16 protein-coding genes are annotated in these 20629 nt (G+C 59.1%); 9 read left to right on the top strand and 7 right to left on the bottom strand.

The annotated features are described in order from the left end of the window. Positions 1-918 precede the first annotated feature (918 nt). The 4 genes from AWB80_RS16800 to AWB80_RS16785 all read left to right on the top strand — a co-directional run bounded on the left by AWB80_RS16800 (position 919) and on the right by AWB80_RS16785 (position 6690). On the top strand, positions 919-1317 hold the full coding sequence (locus tag AWB80_RS16800; protein ID WP_244206538.1) for a host attachment protein: 399 nt from the start codon (positions 919-921) through the stop codon (positions 1315-1317). A gap of 600 nt (positions 1318-1917) precedes the next feature. Continuing rightward, positions 1918-2970: a Dyp-type peroxidase gene (locus AWB80_RS16795; protein ID WP_061175786.1), complete on the top strand. Its 1053-nt coding sequence runs from the start codon at positions 1918-1920 to the stop codon at positions 2968-2970. After that, complete coding sequence (locus tag AWB80_RS16790; RefSeq protein WP_061175785.1) at positions 2963-3766, top strand: family 1 encapsulin nanocompartment shell protein; 804 nt, start codon at positions 2963-2965, stop codon at positions 3764-3766. The genes AWB80_RS16795 and AWB80_RS16790 overlap by 8 nt, the downstream gene beginning before the upstream one ends. A 146-nt stretch (positions 3767-3912) precedes the next feature. Further along, on the top strand, positions 3913-6690 hold the full coding sequence (locus tag AWB80_RS16785; protein ID WP_061175784.1) for an ATP-dependent Clp protease ATP-binding subunit: 2778 nt from the start codon (positions 3913-3915) through the stop codon (positions 6688-6690). Between the two features lie 39 nt (positions 6691-6729). On the opposite strand, the gene AWB80_RS16780 is transcribed toward AWB80_RS16785, so the two are convergent. Continuing rightward, positions 6730-6945, bottom strand: a complete 216-nt coding sequence (locus tag AWB80_RS16780; protein ID WP_061175783.1) for a hypothetical protein — start codon at positions 6943-6945, stop codon at positions 6730-6732. Between the two features lie 271 nt (positions 6946-7216). On the opposite strand from AWB80_RS16780, the gene AWB80_RS16775 reads away from it, so the two are divergent. The 3 genes from AWB80_RS16775 (at position 7217) to AWB80_RS16770 (ending at position 8611) form a co-directional block, all read left to right on the top strand. Continuing rightward, positions 7217-7534 carry a DUF6566 family protein gene (locus AWB80_RS16775; protein ID WP_087131339.1) on the top strand — a complete coding sequence of 106 codons (318 nt, stop codon included), beginning with the start codon at positions 7217-7219 and terminating at the stop codon, positions 7532-7534. Between the two features lie 120 nt (positions 7535-7654). After that, entirely contained in the window at positions 7655-7801 is a 147-nt protein-coding gene (locus tag AWB80_RS44010) for a hypothetical protein (RefSeq protein ID WP_160147450.1), read from the top strand. A 153-nt stretch (positions 7802-7954) separates the two neighbouring features. Beyond that, complete coding sequence (locus tag AWB80_RS16770) at positions 7955-8611, top strand: DUF1345 domain-containing protein (protein ID WP_061175782.1); 657 nt, start codon at positions 7955-7957, stop codon at positions 8609-8611. Positions 8612-8681: 70 nt separating this feature from the next. Here AWB80_RS16770 and AWB80_RS16765 read toward each other — a convergent pair whose 3' ends face one another. The 6 genes from AWB80_RS16765 to AWB80_RS16740 all read right to left on the bottom strand — a co-directional run bounded on the left by AWB80_RS16765 (position 8682) and on the right by AWB80_RS16740 (position 16226). After that, the gene (locus AWB80_RS16765; protein WP_061175781.1) at positions 8682-9131 is read right to left on the bottom strand and encodes a DUF1269 domain-containing protein; all 450 of its coding nucleotides are present in this window, start codon (positions 9129-9131) and stop codon (positions 8682-8684) included. Positions 9132-9152: 21 nt separating this feature from the next. After that, entirely contained in the window at positions 9153-10064 is a 912-nt protein-coding gene (locus AWB80_RS16760; RefSeq protein WP_061175780.1) for a bestrophin family protein, read from the bottom strand. Positions 10065-10162: 98 nt separating this feature from the next. Beyond that, entirely contained in the window at positions 10163-11170 is a 1008-nt protein-coding gene (gene cydB / locus AWB80_RS16755; protein ID WP_061175779.1) for a cytochrome d ubiquinol oxidase subunit II, read from the bottom strand. Further along, on the bottom strand, positions 11171-12562 hold the full coding sequence (locus AWB80_RS16750; RefSeq protein WP_061175778.1) for a cytochrome ubiquinol oxidase subunit I: 1392 nt from the start codon (positions 12560-12562) through the stop codon (positions 11171-11173). A 157-nt stretch (positions 12563-12719) separates the two neighbouring features. Next, complete coding sequence (locus AWB80_RS16745; RefSeq protein ID WP_061175777.1) at positions 12720-14999, bottom strand: FdhF/YdeP family oxidoreductase; 2280 nt, start codon at positions 14997-14999, stop codon at positions 12720-12722. A gap of 327 nt (positions 15000-15326) precedes the next feature. After that, positions 15327-16226, bottom strand: coding sequence for a LysR family transcriptional regulator (locus AWB80_RS16740; protein ID WP_061175832.1), 900 nt, complete (start codon positions 16224-16226; stop codon positions 15327-15329). A 294-nt stretch (positions 16227-16520) separates the two neighbouring features. Between AWB80_RS16740 and AWB80_RS16735 the strand changes: the two genes are divergently transcribed. Continuing rightward, complete coding sequence (locus AWB80_RS16735; RefSeq protein WP_061175776.1) at positions 16521-17951, top strand: aminotransferase-like domain-containing protein; 1431 nt, start codon at positions 16521-16523, stop codon at positions 17949-17951. An 872-nt stretch (positions 17952-18823) separates the two neighbouring features. Further along, on the top strand, positions 18824-19897 hold the full coding sequence (locus tag AWB80_RS16730) for a MerR family transcriptional regulator (RefSeq protein ID WP_425266856.1): 1074 nt from the start codon (positions 18824-18826) through the stop codon (positions 19895-19897). Positions 19898-20629: the final 732 nt, after the last annotated feature.

The following is a 20629-nucleotide window of genomic DNA, read 5'->3' as shown; positions in this document are numbered from 1 at the left end:
ATGCTGCCTGAAACCAGTTGGAGGTGCCCAAATAGTTGATCGCTCCCTCTATGGCCGGTTTCCAGCGAGCAAATTGTCGGAGTACTGCCTCAACCCGGCCAGGAGCGGTCGCGCTCGTAGTTCAGTCGCAAGTGACCGCGCGACTTAACCAGCCATCCAGGTTCGAATCTCAAGCGATTCGCTACGCAAAAATGTGCGCGGCGGTCGTTATTGCCGCCCTTCAGACCACCTTGGATTTGTCACCCCGAAAGGAGTGTGGGCGCAAATTCGGCCGATAGACATTCCTCAACGAAAGCAGCGAACTGACGCGTTTTTCTGCTCGCCATACGCCCCGTCGGACACAGTGCGGAGAGAGCCTTACCCGGCACCCTTCCAGTCATTCATGACCGCGATGACCGCCCCCGATTTTAGTTCGGGAGAAAACGGCCATCGGACCCGACGGCAAGCCCGAAGTCTGAGAAGACGGCGGCGCGCAGTTCCTCCGTCGCGGATATCTTCACGCTACTCTGCAGTTTGATGGACTGTTCGACGGAGTCCCTGCGAATGTCCAGTCCTCGCCGCTGTTGATGTCGCGCATCTAGACCGACCCGTTACGCTCGAGCAGGTCTGCAGGCATTGATATGCAGGCTTGCAAAGCAGACTGCCGCCGATACGCGAAACCGTTGCGGCATTCCGACGTGATCGGGTCGGCTTTAGTGATTCGATAATAAGTATCGGCTCGTACGGATAGATGGCGACGCCACCGGTAGCTTAAGCTTGCAGACAACGGGGACATACACGTTTTAGCGCGCAAATGTAACCCGGGTATCAATCGCCGTCGCTTGGCATTCGGCTACTACGCGCGGGAAGATTGCCTCTGAAATCAGCATGCCGGCGTTTGAGAGCGCTTTTGTTTTGATCGCGTTGCACCGGAGGAACATGATGAACGACATGACGTGGACTGTGGTGGCGGATGAAGGTCGGGCGCGGGTGTTCCAGGCTCAAGGGCTCACACTTGGCTTGGAAGAAATCGACGATTTCGTCAATATCGCGCATAGCGCCACGACGCTAACCGAAAAGCATGCGGTCGAACTTTCCCGAAACGAGCGGAAGGAAGAAGAAAGGGAGAAATTTGCGGTTCAGATGGCTGAGTACCTCGAACAGGCACGTCTCCATCAACGCTTTGGGCGCCTGAGATTGATCGCGGAATCTAAGTTCCTTGGCATGATCTTGTCCAGTCTGAGCGCACAGTCCCGTGAGCTCGTCTTCGAAAAGGTCAGCAAGGACTATTCGGGGTTGAGTATCAAAGAGATACAGGAGCATCTGCAACAGGGCTGACACCTGCATCGTATTGAAGACGGCTTCGATATGCGCATTGGATGAGCTTTCGATGGCCATTCGAATCGCGTACCCGCAGCGCTCCGATCGTTGACCGGGGCTCCACCTCGGAAGCGGGCGATGGCATCAGACCGGCGCATCTCCGCGTTAGGTTCGCCATTAAGGATCCTACGGCAATGCTTAAGCGACGCGCGACCTAATACTGCGCCGGGTTTCTGCTCCACGCGTTGCGGATAAGACGCGGCTGACTGTCAGGCCGTCAAATCTAGCGGCGTGTCGTACGTACAGGCTGTCCGATACTAATCATCGTTGAACGAAAGTTTGTCGTCGTGTCCTAACGGTTGTGGTACACGCTAACTCTGCATTAGGCGAGGCGCGGTTATTGTGAACGCAATAGGATCTGCCGGAAGCAGGTGGGCGGGGTTGGCGGTATCGGCCGTATCGTTTGTCGCGATGAACACGACGTTGCGACGTTCCGATGTTCTTGGTTCGGTGACGCAAATCAGCAGGCCTTCCGATCATTCGCGATCTGCTCTCGCGTGACTGCCGGCGTGATTTCCCGGTCGAGCGAGCTCTCTGACGTAATTGAATAAATTTCAGATGCCCAACGACAACACACCAGAACCACAGGCCGTCTGCGATCCGATTTCCCGAAGCGCGATCTTTCTCACACTGACGGTGGCGCGCGGCGAAGACCACGCTGCTGCCGTGCGCGAATGGTGCGGTGACATCGCCGCGCTCGTCCGTGCGGTCGGCACGCGCGCGCCTATCGCCAATCTTTCCTGCGTTTGCGGTTTCGGCTCTGAAGCGTGGGACTTTCTCTTCGGTGCGCCCCGTCCCGCGTCGCTGCATCCATTCATCGAGGTTGGATCGGGCCAGCGCCGCGCCATTGCTACGCCGGGAGACGTCCTGCTCCATATCCGCGCGGATCACATGGACCTGTGCTTCGAGCTCGCGTCACAGTTGCTCGACAAATTGGGCGAGGCCGTCACGGTCGTCGACGAGGTACATGGGTTTCGCTATTTCGACCTACGCGACATGGTGGGCTTCGTCGACGGCACGGAGAATCCATCGGGAAGAAGCGCCGCGAATTTCACGATCATCGCTGAGGAGAATGAGGAATTCGCGGGCGGCAGCTATGTGATCGCGCAGAAGTACTTTCATAACCTGGAGGCATGGAATGGTCTGACGGTCGAGCAACAGGAAAAGATCATCGGGCGCAAGAAGCTATCCGATGTCGAACTGGACGCGGACGTGAAACCCTCGTGCTCGCACAGTTCGCTCACGACCATCGACGAGAATGGTCAGGAGGTGAAGATCCTGCGGCACAACATGGCCTTCGGCCGTCCCGGCGCCAAGGAGTTTGGCACCTATTTCATCGGTTATGCGCGCGCGCCCGGACCGATCGAGCAGATGATGGAGAACATGTTCGTCGGCCGGCCGCCGGGCAATTACGACCGTCTGCTCGACTACAGTCGCGCGGTGACGGGCGGGCTCTTCTTCGTGCCGTCCGCCGATCTGCTCGACGCGCTTCCCGACAGAACGCCCGCGGCGGCGGCGACAGCCTCGCCCGCCGGCGCGCCTCGGCTCGAAGCGAGCCGCAGTGGAACACTGAATATCGGCTCACTCAAAGGAACGCTACAACATGAATAACCTGCATCGCGAGCTTGCACCGATTTCCGACGACGCATGGGACCAGATCGAAGCCGAAGTGGCGCGCACCTTCAAGCGCTCCGTTGCGGGGCGGCGGGTGATCGACGTGAAGAGCCCGGGCGGAGTCGCGCTCGCGGCCATCGGCACGGGGCACCAGACGAACGTCGCCGCACCCAGGAAGGGCGTGTCGGCCAGGCTCTACGACGTCCGGCAACTCGTGCGGCTAAGCGTGCCGTTCACGTTGCAGCGCGAGGCGGTGGACAGCGTGGAGCGCGGTTCGAATGACGGCGACTGGCAGCCCGCCAAGATCGCCGCAAGCGATCTGGCGCTCGCCGAGGACAGCGCGATTTTCGATGGCTTCGCGGCCGCGGGCATCGTCGGGATACGTCAGGGCAGCTCGAACGCACCCACGCTTTTGCCGGCCGACGTGGCCGACTATCCCGCGGCGGTCAGCCAGGCGCTGGAAAAACTGCGGCTCGCGGGCGTCGACGGTCCGTACTCGGTGCTGCTGGGCGCGGATGCCTATACGGCGCTTGCCGAGGCGAGCGATCAGGGCTATCCCGTGATCCAGCACATCAAGCGTATCGTGAGTGGAGAGGTGGTGTGGGCGCCCGCGTTGCAGGGCGGTTGTGTGCTGTCCACGCGCGGAGGCGATTACGAATTGCATATCGGACAGGACCTGTCCATTGGCTATACGAGTCATACCGATACGACCGTGCAGTTGTATCTGTGCGAGACGCTGACGTTCCTGATGTTGACGAGCGAGGCTTCGGTATCCATCGCGGCAGGGGAATGACGCCTGGCCGCACCGGAAAACACGACGCCATAAAAGACCTTGGGGAGTGACCTGGTTACCACGCGGTGGTTCGGGTCGAGCCGCACCGACAGTCGCATATCGGTGGGCCCGATGGCGAACCGCCCCGAACATGGAGACGATTGATCATGGCTGCCCTTTGCGAAATTTGTCATGCCCGTCCGGCTGTCGCGCAAGTGACCGTCGTGCAGAACGGCCAGCGCAAGTCGATGTCAATTTGCGAGTACGACTACCGTCAGTTGATGCGGCATCAAAGCATGCTGAATCCCCTCGATTCACTGCTGGGCGGTGGAGGATTGTCGCGTCTGATGGGCGGCATGTCCGGCGCCGACGATGAAGACGAGGAGGACATGGTTGCCTCCGTGCCGCGCGAGTCCGTCGACGTCACCGATGCCTTCAGCGAACAGACGATGGAACTGCTGCAGCGCGCAGCCGAAAAGGCGCACGAGTTGCAGAAGACCGAACTCGACACCGAACAGGTGCTCTACGTGCTCGCCGACACGGACGTCGTGCAGGCGCTATTCAAGGAACTGAAGCTCGCCCCTGACGACATCAGGCGCTACATCGACGAGCACGCGCAAAAGGGCAAGGCCGAGCCCGATGCGCCCGTCGAGAAAATGACCATCTCGCCGCGCCTCAAGAAAGCGTTTCAATACGCGTTCCAGGCATCGCGCGAACTGGGGCATTCGTATGTCGGTCCGGAGCATGTGTTGATCGGGCTGGCGTCGGTGCCCGACTCCATCGCGGGCGCGCTGCTCAAGAAGTATGGCGTGACGCCGGAAGCGTTGCGTCAGAAGGTGGTGAAAGTCGTCGGCAAGGGCGCGGAAGATGGACGCGTCGATACGCCGAGCGGCACGCCCACGCTCGACAAGTTCGGCCGCGATCTCACCGCGATGGCGCGTGAGGGCAAGCTCGATCCGGTGCTCGGACGCGCGCTGGAAATCGAAAATACGATCGAGGTGCTCGCACGGCGCAAGAAGAACAATCCGGTGCTGATCGGCGAGCCGGGCGTCGGAAAGACGGCGATCGTCGAAGGGCTGGCGCAGCGGATCGTCAATGACGACGTGCCGGAAGATTTGCGCAACAAGCGGCTCATCGAGATCAACATCAATTCGATGGTCGCGGGCGCGAAATATCGCGGCGAGTTCGAGGAGCGCGCGAAGCAACTCATCGACGAAGTCACGGCCAAGCAGGACGAGCTGATCGTCTTCATCGACGAACTTCATACGATCGTCGGAGCGGGCCAGGGCGGCGGTGAGGGCGGCCTCGATATCGCCAACGTCCTGAAGCCTGCGCTCGCACGCGGCGAACTGAGTCTCATCGGCGCAACGACGCTCAACGAATATCAGAAGTACATCGAGAAGGACGCGGCGCTCGAGCGGCGCTTCCAGCCCGTGCTCGTGCCTGAGCCGACCGTCGAGCAGACCATCGTGATCCTGCGCGGGCTGCGCGACAAGCTCGAAGCGCACCATCAGGTGACCTTCGCGGACGATGCGTTCGTCGCCGCTGCCGAGTTGTCGGATCGCTATATCACGTCGCGCTATCTGCCGGACAAGGCCATCGATCTCATCGATCAGGCCGCGGCGCGGGTGCGCATCGGCTCGACTTCGCGGCCACCGGAGATTCAGGAACTGGAAGCGGAGATGGCGCAGCTGAAGCGCGAGCAGGACTATGCATCGTCGCGCAAGCGCTTCGACGAAGCAAAGGGCTTCGAGGAACGTATCAAGGAAAAGCAGGCGAAGCTCGACGAGCTGACCGAAGCATGGCAGCGCAAGACCGGATCGGAGACGCTCGAAGTGACGGTGGCGTCGGTCGCGGAAGTGGTGTCGCGCCTCACCGGCATTCCGGTCACCGAACTCACGCAGGAAGAGCGCCAGAAGCTGCTGGAGATGGAAAACAAGCTGCGCGAGCGCGTCGTCGGTCAGGACGAGGCGGTGGTCGCCGTGAGCGATGCGGTGCGCCTGTCGCGCGCGGGTATGGGCCAGGCGAACCGGCCGATCGCGACCTTCCTGTTCCTCGGACCGACGGGCGTCGGCAAGACCGAGCTTGCGAAGGCGCTCGCGGAGACCGTGTTCGGCGACGAGCAGGCGGTGATCCGCATCGATATGTCGGAATACATGGAGCGGCACGCGGTGGCGCGACTGATCGGCGCGCCGCCGGGATATGTCGGCTATGACGAGGGCGGACAGCTGACCGAGCGCGTGCGCCGCCGTCCGTACTGCGTGATCCTGCTCGACGAGATCGAGAAGGCGCATCCCGACGTGAACAACGTGCTGCTGCAAGTGTTCGACGATGGCCGCCTGACCGACGGCAAAGGCCGCGTGGTCGACTTCAGCAATACGATCATCATCTCGACGAGCAATCTCGGCGCGTCCATCATCATGGACAACCTCGAGAAGAGCGAGAAGGATCGCGACACCGAGAAGGAAATGCGCGCGAAGCTCATGGACGTTCTGAAAGGACACTTCCGCCCCGAGTTCCTGAATCGCATCGACGAGATCATCGTGTTCCATGGGCTTTCGCGCGAGAACATCCGCTCGATCGTGCAGATCCAGATCGAGCGCGTGACGCGCACGGCCGGCGCGCAAGACATCACGCTCAAGGTGCAGGACTCGGTCATCGATCATCTAGCCGATTTGGGATACCGGCCGGAGTTCGGCGCGCGCGAATTGAAGCGCCAGATTCGTCAGGAACTGGAAACGCGGCTCGCGAAGGAAATCCTCGGCGACAAGCTCAAGTCCGGCGACACGGTCGACGTGAGCTACGACAAGGACACCGACAAGGTCGCGTTTACCAAGGTCGAAGCGGAAGCGAAGCCAAAGGAGAAGAAGGCCAGGTCGGGAAGCAAGAAGAGCACGGCGAAGCCGGTGGAAGGCGCAAAGGAGTCCGCCAAGAGCGAATCCTGAGCGGGTGAGCGGGCGTTCGCAGGGAACCGGGCGGCGATGTCAGCCGCCCAGTTCCTGAAACGCATGGCCGTTCGCATCCAGTTCCTTGAGAATCTCGGGCGAGAGTTCGCTTTGCCAGACGTGCCCGGAGAATTGCCACTGTTTCGCTTCGGCCGCCGCGAAATCCGGCAGGCCCGCTCCCTTGCGAACGTATAGCCCGAGCGACGGTTTGGTGAGGTTGATGTAGAAGTCGAACTCCGACTGTTGCTGTTGCATGGTGCACCTCCGGATGGCTTGAAAAGGACGGTTCACTCAGCATAGGCCACGCCACGGCAAAGGGGCGATTTTTTAGCGAAGCGTGTATATGCTCGAAAGGACGAAGGGCCTTCCCAGACGATTTGGGATGCTTAGTTTTAAGGTGCGAGGCGGTTGACGCCAATGCAGAAAATTTATACAAATTCCGACCGATCATAATTATCGGAGCACGCGGACGCACGACGACGGCCAAACGGCTACATTAGTGGGTGAGTTTCGAACGGAGGGGACTATGCGTTCTGGACTTGATGCGTTTATGGGCTTCAACATCGCGGTCGAAGTCCGTCAGAATCATAGAGGTGCGTGGGTTGCCGAGATCGAGTTCAGCAAGGACGGCCAGCCTCTCGTCGACGTATGGCCCCGGACGACTCAGCCCGAATGGCTGACTCCCGAGGAGGCCACGCGCGACGGGATCGAATGGGCGCGCCGCGTCTTGATGCAACAGTATGGGCAGGCGCCCCATTCGTGGGTAGCCACCCGCGAGCGCGCGTCGGCTTGGGCGCGCTCGGAAGTCGATCGGCGTCGGGACGGAACCACGTTCTACGGTTGACATGACCGCCTTCGACCGAGGTTACCGCGCTCGCCGTGCAGGCTGTCGGTACGAATCGTGTGATGACGGCGAGAGCGGTCAGCGGCGTGGCGGGAAGGGCAATCTTGCGAGGTCGAGACCATGAAAGCAGACTCCCGAAGCAAACGCAAAACGCTGGTCATGCAAATATGCTGGTTTATCGCACTTTGGGTATTCGGCGTGGCAGCCACCATGATCGCGGTTTATCCGCTCAAGCTGCTTATCAAGCTTGCTTCACAAGGCGGTTGAGGTGTCCGGGGGCTTTTGAAACGGATGGAGAGATATCCGGCATGCCGATGAGGCCGCCTCTTCAGAGCGGATGTCAGATTATCCGCGAGCGCGGGAGGCGGCCGCGGGTCATTCGAACCACCGGGAATCATCTGCCCTGAGCTTAATAGACCCATGAGCCTCTATCCGCAGGTCCTCCGAAATCGCCCGCATATGACCGCGGCGTTCTGCCTTGGATTGGTGATGGCATTGTCATCGCCGGCGTCTTTGGGCGCGGTTACTCGCGCCCTCATTGGCTGGGACACCGGCGTATGGGCATTCCTCGCGGCGATCTGGTATCAGATGCTGAAGGCGAATCCCGAGGACGTTCGCGCGCGCGCCACGATCAACGACGAGAATGCCGTGACGGTCCTGACCGTGATTTCCATCGCCACGGTAGCAAGCATCATGGCGATCGTTCTCGAATTAGGCTCGACGAAAGGGCTCGCCCTTGAATCCAAGCTCATGCGAGCCGCGCTCACCGGCCTTACGCTGTTCGGTGCGTGGTTTCTGATTCCGACGATCTTCGCACAGCATTACGCTCGAATCTTTTACGCGTCCGATCCGCAGGCGCCTGCGCTGGACTTCCCCGATCAGGGATTGGAGCCGGATTATCTCGATCTGCTTTATTTTTCTTTCACGATCGCCCTCGCATCTCAGACCGCCGATATCGGCTTGCGCGGGCGCAGCGCGCGGCGAACCGCGCTGGCGCAATCCATCCTAGCGTTCTATTTCAATGTCACGGTGTTAGGTCTCTGCGTGAATATTGCGGCAAGCATGGTTGGAGGCTGACGGGAAATCGCGAAGGCATCGACGCCGCGATCATCATCCGTTTCGAATCGAGCACGCGCACCCCGTCTCCTCAGAGATTGCGACGGAAAACGCTGCCTCCGGTTGCGGCGATCAACGTATCGACCTGCGCGGGTGAGTCCTCGTCGGCTTCCAGGATCAGGGCCACCTGACCGGCCGGAAGGCGCGTAAGGATCGATTTCACTGATTCATCGTCCAGAACATCGGATATGAGCTGCTCGGCAATGCCCGCGGAAGTACCCACGGTGAAACCCAATAGCGCCCCCGCGGGGCCGCCGAGCAAGCCAAGAAGCGTGCCGGTAATGGCGCCGATGACCGGGCCCCAGATTGCTCTTGACTGCGTGAAGAGGACGTGGGTGTTGCCGTCGGAACCTTTCTGCACGAGTACGCCGCTATGAATCGTCAGTCCTTCATCTTCGGATGCGAAACGATGGATCTCCCGGCTAGCCTGTTCGGCAGTTGCCACGTTCGAAAACGTGGCGATTATCAGATGGCTCGACATGCTGACCTCCTCGCTTGAACGTCACGTGAATTGATAGGGGCGCCTGGGCCGCAATTCATCGGGCAACGCGCGACCATAGATCTCGAGGACCGACCGTTCGATGTTCCGTGATATGGAGTCGAGCGCGAGTGCATTGGGTGCCTCGCTGAACGGGTCCGCCACCTCGCTCGCGATTGCCTCCAATGCGATCAAGGTGTATGAAATGAAGACACAGAGCAATGGAGTGAAGAACTCCGTGGAATCCACAAGCCCAAAAGGAAGCAAGACACAATACGCGTAGACGGTGCGGTGCAGTAGCACGCTATAGGCGAACGGAATGGGCGTTGATGCGATACGCTCGCATCCGCCAACTGATCTTTCGAGGTCTGAAATCTGATTGTCCAGAATAATGAGCCTGGTCATCGCGCTTCCGTTCAGGTCTTCGAGTTGAGCGAGGCGTTCACGCATTGCGCTCAATATGGCGGCCGGCAGATAGGCTTTCATGCGAAACGTTGTCTTCTCACCGCCGTCGAGCAATCGGTCAAGGTCGTGCATGGAGTCGGTTCGACGTAACTGATGCTTGAGCGCGTAGGGAACAGCGACGATCAAATTGCAGAACCGGACATGATCCATTTGCGTCGGAAAGTAAGAGAGCGTTTGCGAGGCAAGATTGCGACTGGCAATCAGGATGTTGCCCCACAGGTGGCGAGCTTCATTGAATCTCGCGTAACTTTCATTGTTCCGAAACGCCAGAAATATCGCCAGCGCAATGCCTAAGAGCGTGAACGGAGTCGTGTTCAGCGGGATTTTCTCGCCAAAGATTTTTCCCTGGGTCAGAACTGCAAGGCTACTGATGATCAGCATGAAAACAAGCTGGGGGATAATCGATTGGAGCACCGAGCCATTCCATACGAAAAGCAACGTGAACCAGTTTTGATTCGGTCGGACGATCATGGATGCTCTCAATAGGCGGATAGGTCGGGAGTCGATCGCTTCGGCCGGACTGATCGCGTTCGTCCGGCCCAATGCCGCGTGAGCTCCTGGAGAATGGGCTAGTGATATCCGGCGTCGCCCTCACGGACTTTTCCGCGAAACACCCGGTATTGCATCGCGTTGTAGACCAGAATTACCGGCAGGACGATGGCGGTTCCGACCAGTGCAAAAATCTGGCTCGATCGGGAAGACGACGCCTCCCAGATGGTGAGAGAGGGCGGAACGATGTACGGCCAGATGCTGATTATCAGACCGCTGAAACCGAGGAAGCATATCGCCAGCGTTAGAAGGAAGGGTGTCGCCTCGTGACGTTGTTTGAGGGCGTGGTAAATGCCCCAGGTGCATGCGACAACCAGGATCGGCACCGGTGCAAAGTACTTCGTGTTGCCGCTCCCGAACCAGCGCGCCTCCACCCTCGGAAGTCCCAGCACGGTCCAGATGCTGACCACCACGATCGTGCCGAACAAGACCGCAACCAACGGTTTCATCACCGCGCGCATCTTGTCTTGCATGTCGCCGTCGGTTTTCATGATGAGCCATCCGCACCCCAGGGTCGCGTAGGTGGTCATCAGGCCGAAACCGCAGAACAGGCTGAATGGCGAGAGCCAGTCGAAAGGCGCGCCCGCGAAGCGGCCGTCGACGATCCTGATGCCTTGCAGGAGCGAACCGAGAACCACGCCCTGACAGAACGATGCAAGAGCCGATCCGCCAATGAAGGCGAGATCCCAGGCATGTTGGGTTCGCCGGGCCTTGGCCCGGAGCTCGAACGCCGCGCCTCTGAAGATCAGACCGATCACCATCAGAATGAGCGGCATGTAGTTCGCGGGCAGCAGCGTCGAATACACGATCGGGAACGCGCCATACAGACCCGCCCCTCCTAATACGAGGAAGGTCTCGTTGCCGTCCCAGACTGGAGCAACGGTATTGAGCATGACTTCCCGCTCCCCCTTGCTTTCGAAGAACGGGAATAGCAGACCGATCCCGAGATCGAATCCGTCGAGGATGACATAGATAAAAACGGCGAGCCCGATGATGAGTGCCCAGACAATCGGAAGATCGAGTTGCATTTATTTTTCTCCTTCCAGCGCGTCGAGCGGACGGTTGCGAAGCACAGGGTGACGCAGATGCGCCCACTGATCGACCACGGCATTCGGTCCACGCTTCATCATCTTGAGCATGTAGTAGATGCCGACACCGAACACCAGGAAGTAGACCATCACGAAGATCAGCAGGGAGACGCCTGCCTGCTGCGCGCCGATCGGAGACACCGAATCGATCGTTCGAAGGACGCCATAGACCGTCCACGGCTGTCTCCCGACCTCGGTGGTAATCCACCCCGCGAGCAAGGCGACGATGCCTGAAGGCCCCATGCAGAATACGAAGCCGTGAAACCAGCGCGCTTCATACAGCCGTCCCTGGAAGCGGAGAAACAAGGCGATTAGCGCGGTCAGCAGCATGAGCATGCCCAGGCCCGCCATCAGCCGGAAGGTCCAGAATATGATCGGCGAATAAGGCCGATCTTCCTTCTTGAACTCCTTCAGTCCGCGGATCTCGCCGGTCCAGCTATGGGTGAGAATAAGACTGCCCAGATGCGGTATCGAGATTGCGTAGCGCGTGACCTCCGCTTCCATATCGGGAAGCCCCACGAGGTTCAGGGCAGTCCCGCCTTTTTCCGTATCCCACAGGCCTTCGATGGCTGCGATCTTCGCCGGTTGATGCTCGCGCGTATTCAGCCCGTGTGCGTCACCGACCATGATTTGAAGCGGCGCGAGGAACAGCAAGATCCAGAGGGCCATCGAGAAGCTGCGCTTGACGGGCTCGTCGGCACGGCCGTTGCGCAGATGCCAGGCGCCACACGCGGCGATGATGAACGCGGCAACGATGAAAGCCGCGATCGTCATGTGCGCAAGCCGATACGGAAACGAAGGATTGAAAATGACCTTGAGCCAGTCGGTGGGCACGATGCGGCCGTTGACCATGGCAAACCCTTGCGGGGTGTGCATGAAGCTATTGGAAGCAAGAATCCAGAAGGTCGAAATCAGCGTACCGACGGCCACCATGAGCGTCGCAAAGAAATGCGCGCGCGGCCCGACACGGTTCCATCCGAAAAGCATGACGCCCAGAAATCCGGCTTCGAGAAAGAAGGCGGTCAGGACCTCGTAGGTGAGTAGCGGTCCGGTGATGTTGCCTGCGACCTCGGAGAAGCCGCTCCAATTGGTCCCGAATTCGTAGGCCATCACGACGCCCGACACCACGCCCATGCCAAAGCCGACCGCGAAAATGCGCGACCAGAAGTGGAACATCTCCCGATAAGCGACGTTGCCGGTTGCAAGCCATCGCCATTCCAGTACCGCGAGGAAACTGGCCATCCCGATGCTGATTGCCGGAAAAACGATATGAAACGATACGGTGAATGCGAATTGCAATCTCGCAAGATGAAAGGCGTCGAAGATATCCATTTGGCGCGGCTCCATTGGCATGATGCGAGGTCACTACTCAGGCAAAGAACTCCAGGGACATCGTGTTCAAAGTGATGATGCCCTGGAGCGTGCCGAGACGCGGCTATTCTGATGTGTTGTTCAGGCGATTGCCTTTAGACGCTGCCGCTCCGGCATGTCAGGGCGCGGTCGCCTCCGAGCGGCGCACGCGCACCGGCACGGACTTGTACGATGGCGTTCCACTTTCCTTATCGATGTAATCCAGCGGAACGAGCACATTCGCCTCCGGGTAATACGCGGCGACCGAGCCCGGAGCGATCTTGTATTCGATTGCCGTTATCCCCTTCAGCGTCAGTGTTCGGTCGGTGCAGATCGTCTCGATGTCCACGACATCGCCATGTTCGAGGCCAAGCGCAGTCAAATCGGCTTCGTTCATGAAGAGGATATCGCGTCTCCCGAACACGCCGCGATAGCGATCATCCATTGCGTAGATCGTCGTGTTGTATTGATCGTGGCTACGGATGGTAATCAGGCGCAGCACGCCTTCGGCGCCCAGAACGTCGGCATCCTCCTTCACGCCCTGGTAGATCGAAAACTCGGCTTTGCCGGAAGGGGTATGCCAGACACGTTCGGTAGGCGGGAGGGGAAGCCTGAATCCACCGGGGACGCGAATGCGCTCATTGAACGCTTCGAATCCGGGAATGGTTCGCTCGATGGCATCGCGGATCTTGTCGTAATCCGCGATGAGTTCGTCCCACTTGACCTTGCTCGCCGGCAGGGTCGCTTTTGCCATGCCGGCAACGATCGCGGGCTCGGAGCGCAGGAATTCGGATGCGGGCGTCAACTTGCCCGAGGACGCATGGACCATCGACATCGAGTCCTCGACGGTGATCGACTGCCGGCCGGTGGCCTGCATATCGAGCTCTGTCCGGCCCAGGCACGGCAGCACGTAGGTCTCTTTCCCGACCAGGAGATGGGTTCGATTGAGCTTGGTGCCGATGTGAACGCTGAGATCGAGCTCTCTCATGGCGGGGAAGGCCAGGTCGGAGTCAGGCAGGGCGACAGCGAAGTTGCCGCCCAGGCAGATGAGCGCTTTGGATTTCCCCTCGATCATGGCCTGCATCGCCTGCACGGCATCGTGACCGTGCGCTTGTGGCGGAGAAAAGCCAAAAACCGATTCTATGCTGCTGAGAAACGCAGTCGAAGGCTTTTCCGTGATCCCGACGGTTCGATTTCCCTGCACGTTGGAATGCCCTCTGAGCGGGCAAATGCCGGCGCCAGGCTTGCCGAAGTTTCCCTTCAGTAACAGCAGGTCAGCTATCAGCCTGACGTTCGCCGTTCCGCGGTTATGCTGGGTGATTCCCATGCCATAGGTAACGATCGTCGCTTTCGACTTTGCATAGGCGAGCGCGACCTGCTCGAGTCCCGGCCGGTTGAGTCCGCTCGCTTTCTCGATGTCGGCCCATTCCGTCGCTTCGATATCCTGCTTGAATGCCTCGAAGTTGTTGGTGTGCTGGGCGATGAACTCGTGATCGAGCACGTTTCCTTCTTCCTCGTCCATCGCCAGCAATGCCTTGATGACGCCCTTGATCGCGGCCGCGTCGCCTCCGGCGTCGAGCTGATAATAGGTCGATGCGATTCTCGTCGAGCTGAAGGTTGCCATTTCGATGGCGTCCTGGGGATCGGCGAAGCGTTCGAGCGCGCGTTCCCGCAACGGATTGAAGACGATGATCGGCACGTTGCGCCGCGAGGCCTCGTGCAGGGTGCCCATCATGCGCGGATGATTCGTGCCGGGATTGTGCCCAATGGATATGATGAGCTCTGCGACGTCGAAATCCTCCAGCGAGACCGTCCCCTTACCAATGCCGATGGATTGCGGGAGGCCGACGCTTGTCGGCTCGTGGCACATGTTCGAGCAGTCGGGGAAGTTGTTCGTGCCATGCTCGCGCGCAAACAATTGAAACAGGTAGGCTGCTTCGTTCGACGCCCGGCCCGACGTGTAGAACTCGGCCTCATCGGGAGGCAGATTGCGAAGCACTTCGCCGATGCGGCGGAACGCATCGTCCCAGGCAACCGGCAGAAATTTATCGCTTGCCCGATCGAACACGAGCGGGTGGGTCAGTCGCCCCATTCCTTCCAGTTCGAAATCGGTCATGCCGCGCAAGGAGGTGACCGTATTCGCGGCAAAGAAATCAGGGCCGACGCGCTTGGTGGTGGCCTCCCAGGTGACGGCCTTCGCTCCGTTCTCGCAGAACTGGAACGTAGACCGATGCTCCTTGTCGGGCCATGCGCAGCCGGGGCAATCGAAGCCATCGGGCTGGTTGGTGCGCATCAGGATGATAGGTGCCTCGACCGTCTCCATCTGCGTTCTCACCGCTTGTGCCGTGGCTTTCAGCGCGCCCCAGCCACCCGCCGGCGAATCATACGGACGAACACCAGGAACCTCTCTTTTTGCCATGCCGGCCTCCGAAGGGATGCGGATAAGAATTGCGGGTCGTTGCTGATAAAGCGATCCGGCGCCGCGCAATCAGGAACGCGTGCAGGTTTCCTATGTGTGCTTATGGCGAAGTTATTCGAATCGAATTCAGTGTGACAAGGGATGAGTCATTGTAGGTGTTGTCACAATGACTGGTGCGATATGCTAAACGATGCTAAGTATCGTCAACGACTAAGTCGTAATGTTTTATCGAATATAACGATGAAGGGAGCGGGGTAGTAAAGGCATGCTAGTGCTTGTTCACGCGTGCTGGAAATCACCGCTGAATGCTCCCTATCCTGAATGCTGCTATAAGGTCCGTGGCAGAAAGTTAGGAACGACATTCCTCAGAATGGAGACGATGGTTCGCACTCGCTGCGGCACGGGACGTTGGGCCTGGATCAATAGATTCATATCCAGCGGGACGATCTTGAAGCCGGGCAGCAATTTCACGATATCGCCTTTTTCAAGTGCTTCCGTGCAGGCATATTCCTCGAACGCGCCGATACCCATGCCCATGCGGACCATTTCAAACGCCGGGCGCCAGTGGCTTGTCTTGATGTCGCTTGGAAAAGGGATGTTCTCCACCACGCCCGAGTCGCTGATCATCGCAAGCTGATCCGCTGGGTTGTTGAAACTGATCAGGGTATGCGAGGCGAGATCACCCGGCGATTCGATAGGACCGTACTTTTCGACGTAGGCGGGCGAAGCCACGAGAAGCCGGTTCACCTTTCCGAGCGGGTAAGCGATGAACGCGCCTTCTCCAAGAGGCCCGGTGCGAAACGATATGTCCACTCCCTCGGTGACCAGATCGACCACCCGGTCATTCAGCGTCAGGCTCAATGGCGTCGGCGGGAAATTGCTTCGAAAGTATTCGATGAGGTGGGGCAGTATCGTCTCTCCGAAGCAATGTGGTGCCGCGATGCGCGTAATGCCATTTGCAAGCTGCTGATCTCCGGAAATCTCGCTTATCGCCTCAGAAGCGGCCTGAAGGATCGTCTTGCTTCGCTCGTAGAACGTCTGACCTTCGGGCGTGCAACTGAAGGCTCTCGCGCTCCGGAGGAGCAAGCGGCAGCCGACAAACTTCTCAAGCCGCTCGATTCGTTCGCTCACGGTCGACTGGCCGATCTCGAGATCGCGCGCTGCATCGGAGATGCTCGCGCGTTCAACCACCCGTACGTAAATACGCATGCTCTCGATGAGGTTCATCGACAAGGCCCTCCCGTACTGCCTTGCGCGGGAACGGGGCGGGCGCACGCCTGATTGCTTTGAAGCGCGGCAAGGTCGTCTTTTTGCAGTCGGACAGCGGAGCGTCTGTTGTGCATGTTCAATACCTATCAGCTATTTGAATTGCTTCCACGATAGGCGCGTTACCGCAATCACATGCATTACAGATCAGGCAGTTTGGATAGAGTACAGTTTAGACTTACCGTAAAAATGCTCCGCTGTTCCTTGCGCGTTCCAATCGGCGAACGGCAGCCTGTAATTTTGTCTGAGGTTTATATGGCGCTGTATGAAAAGCTTGCGAACGACGTCGAGGGGCTGATCCGCAGCGGGGTCTATAAACCGGGTGACCGCCTGCCATCCGTTCGCGAGTTGAGCCAGCAACATGGCCGGTCCATATCCACGGTCATTCGCGCCTATCTTCGCCTGGAGAGCAAGGGCTTGATTTCCTCGCGGCCTCAATCCGGCTTCTACGTGCGTGAGAGTTCAGCGAGCGCCGACGACCGGCCGTTTTTGCCGATCCTTCCTTCCACACCGGTCTCTGTGTCCAGTCCCGTGGACGTAAGCAGACTGGTGCTGTCGACGCTACGCAGGATTCAAGTGGACCATGCTGTGCCGTTGGGATCGCCGTATCCGGATGCCACGGCGTTCCCTTTCGCCAAACTGAACCGCATAGCGGCAAAGATTGGCCGCTCTCAGAAGAGGTGGGGCGTGGGTGACGCTCTGCCGCCGGGAAATTGCGAACTGATCCGGCAAATAGCGAAGCGTCATCTGGAAGGCGGACTGCTCGTGGACCCGAATCAGATCATCATCACGGTCGGCGCAACCGAAGCGATTAATCTTGCCTTGCAGGCTGTCGCGAGTCCTGGGGATACAGTTGCCGTTGAATCGCCCACTTTTTACGCCATGTTGCACGCCATCGAACGGTTGGGAATGCGGGCTATCGAGGTTCCAACCCATCCGACGCTCGGAATCGATACGACTGCGCTCTCCGGTGTGATCAAACGGGAAAATGTGAAGGCGTGCATGCTGATGCCGAATTTCCAGAATCCGCTCGGGTTTGAAATGCCCGACGAGCAAAAAAAAGAATTGATGGCATTGCTCGGCGAGCATGAAATACCCGTCGTGGAAAATGCGGTCTATAACGAGCTGTATTTCGGGAAAACCGCACCCTCTACGTTAAAGAAGTTCGATAAGAAAGGACTGGTCGTAACATGCGCGTCCTTTTCAAAGAGTTTGACGGCGGCGTACCGCATCGGATGGGTACTCCCGGGAGTCTATCGGGACAAGATTGAAAATCTGAAATTTCTGAACACATTGACTTCGCCACCCATTCCGCAAATGGCGATCGCGGAATTTCTGGAATCGGGAGGGTATGAGCGTCATCTTCGCCGTCTAAGGAAGACCTATGCGCACCAAACCAAGTTAGCGAGAGCGTTGATTCATCGATTTTTCCCCTCAGGGACTCGGATCTCCGAACCGCGCGGGGGCTATGTTCTGTGGGTGGAGATGCCTGCCAAAGTGGACGCGATGGAAGTCTATCGAAAGGCGCTCGAGCGCGGCATTACTGTGGGACCGGGCCACATGTTTTCTGTCTTCGAGGAAACCTATCGGAACTTTATCCGCATCAACTGCAGCAGTCCGTGGTCTTCGAAAATGGAAGTGGCGCTGATTACGGTGGGTAAAATCGTCGCTTATCTCGCTCGTTAGACGCGTGAGGCGAGCCGCCCCTGTGGTCAAGCGAACATCAAATTGCTTAAGGCTGTGTCGCCGCGTCGACAGCTATCGCTAGGCCTCGCGCTTCTCCTGTTCCGCAACCGTGAAGATGGCCCGGACATCACTTCGAGGCGGGCCTCTGGAATAGGCGTGCCGATAGCATCCGAAAACCCATGGGGCCTTCGTCGATTGCGTGTATGGCTACCCTTCGGCACCTACTCTGTGCCGGCCGGAATTGGCTTATGCTTTCTGGGCATATCAACTTCGCGCTCCTCCGCGGATGTGCAAAAGCGCCGAACGCATGCCCCGTAATTCTTGCGGCAGCGAAGCCGCCTTTTATATGACCGAACTTCGCCGACAAAATTTAGCGTAGGTTGAACGCCGGGCCGGCAAGAATAGGTTAACGACTATCGAGATCCTGGAGTTCGACTTCATACGGCCCGGTCTATAGGGCACAGGAATACGACGCCATGCGGCACAGGAATACGACGTGCAGCGCTTGAGCTGCCACGAAAAAATTACATCGTTTCCCGAAACTAGAGCCATTTTTTTCCGCACGAGCGGTTGGAGAACATTGAACGGCATAGACTACTTAGCGGAACGTTCCAAGACAAAGGACCGCTATGGCCGTCAACGTAGAGGAAGTGTCCGCCCGCCTGATTTCCAGAGGTATGGAACTGCTCGACCCATACGCCGGCTGGAGCGCGCGTCACGCTATGAAATGCCGCCTTTGCGGCGACGTCTTTCAGGCTTCGCCCGCAGCAATGTTATACGGTACACGCGATATCGTTGGATGCAAAAAGTGTGCACAACCCACGGATCTGCGAAGAAGAACGTTTGCGGCCGGACATGGCGGATCGGCTTTGATGAGCAAGATGGATGGTCAGTCGCTCTCGGTCCTCTCTGCATCAACAAACATGTCGGGTGATCCGCCAACGGCAGACTCATCGTTACAGGAGTCCGCTTCGGAGCCGGCCTCGGATGAGGCCGCGACTCCGGAGCGGGCGCCATCGCACGTGGCTTCGACGGCGGCCGTGACGGGAATTGGCATCGCGGCGATCGCTTTAGAAATTGGGGTGACGAAGGACACGCTTCGTGTTTGGGAGCGCCGTTACGGCTTTCCGCGCCCGGTGCGCACGCCCGGCGGCGAACGCCTGTACTCCCCGGACCAGGTCACGAAACTGCGGCTCGTCAAGCGCCTTCTTGACGCGGGGCATCGGCCTAGCAAGGTGCTCGGGCAACCGATGAATGTGCTTCAGCACCTGGCGCAGAGTTCTGGCGTGGGGCGGGACGCGCCGGACGCCGAACTCGATCGTCTGATCTCGCTGCTGCGCGCGGGCGCCCACGACGACTTCCGCATCGCGCTGCTGAAGCGGGCGACGCGCGACGGACTCCAGCGTTTCGTGCTGGACGTCGCGGCGCCGTTGTCGGCGCGTGTCGGCAATGCGTGGACCGCTGGCACCTTGCAGGTCTACCACGAGCATCTGTTCAGCGAGACACTCCAGTCGACGATGCGCAACCTGATGCGCCCGCTCCAGGACGCGCTGCGCGGACGCCGCGGCCATCCACGCGTGTTGCTGACGACGCTCTCCGGCGAAGGTCACGGTCTCGGCATTCTGATGGCCGAAGCGATGTTCACGCTCTCCGAATGCGAATGCGTTCCAATAGGCTTGCAGACGCCGCTACACGATATCGCCGATGCGGTGGCCGCGCATGAGATCGATATCGTCGCGCTGTCATTCACCGCGTCGCTGCCCGCGCTATCCGTCGCGAGCGGCCTGACCGATCTGCGCGAGCTGTTGCCGCCGCATATACGAATCTGGGTCGGCGGAAGCAGCCCAGCGCTGCGCCGCAAGGTTCACGACGGCGTGCTTCACGTGCCGGGGTTGACCTCGATCGATGAAGCTGTCGAGGAATGGCGTCAAGCGGTAGTGCGTTGATCGATGACGCTAAGCTGCCGCGAACGGGCGACAACCAGGTTGTGGCTACGAAGGGCACACCGATCCAGCCAGCGTTCCGAAAGCGCAACCTCGAAACGACGGGTTTGGTCATTGGGGGTATCGCGCGAACGTCCTCCAAGCGAGCCGCTGTGCCCGAGACCGGCAGCCTGGATGACCAAAACACTCGATTAGCCGCCTTCAAAGCCCGGACAGCGCGACCGTCCGTAGGGATCGACTGCGGAAATCCGAGAGTAGTCGCTCACGCTGGTGGCTCGCATGCGAAATGGTTGAAAGTCGCCGGGATAAGCCGTTCCGGCATGAAGCGCCTCGAATCCGTTGGCTTCTAACCCTGCAGTGAGGTTGCAAGTTTCGGCCATTCTGGGACATTGACCACGCCGATGACTCGGTCGCGTGAACGTCGCATTGGCTACTGCAAGCATCCATAGATGTCGCTGTGAGCCGACAGGCCGTCGTGGGGCATAGAACGAAACCACTCGGGCGGTAGGGGCTGCGGCTCGACTTGGCGAGTAGTTAGAGGTGTATGGCGCGATTCCGTATTTAGAAGCCGGAATTGATGAATGGATGCCTGCCGCGCCAGTGTAGCCCGAGCGTGTGAACTCGAGCAGATACCTCCTGCTAGACGGCTGCGTTGACCTCGGCCGCCAAGACTTCGAGAGCATTGCATTTCCGCAGGAGGCTCGATCGAGCGCTGCGTTTGCGTCGTAGACCGGC

Source organism: Caballeronia pedi (genome assembly GCF_001544915.2).
GTDB classification, from domain to species: domain Bacteria; phylum Pseudomonadota; class Gammaproteobacteria; order Burkholderiales; family Burkholderiaceae; genus Caballeronia; species Caballeronia pedi.
The sequence above is the reverse complement of the archived record's forward strand: the minus strand, read 5'-3'. Positions and strand labels throughout refer to the sequence as shown.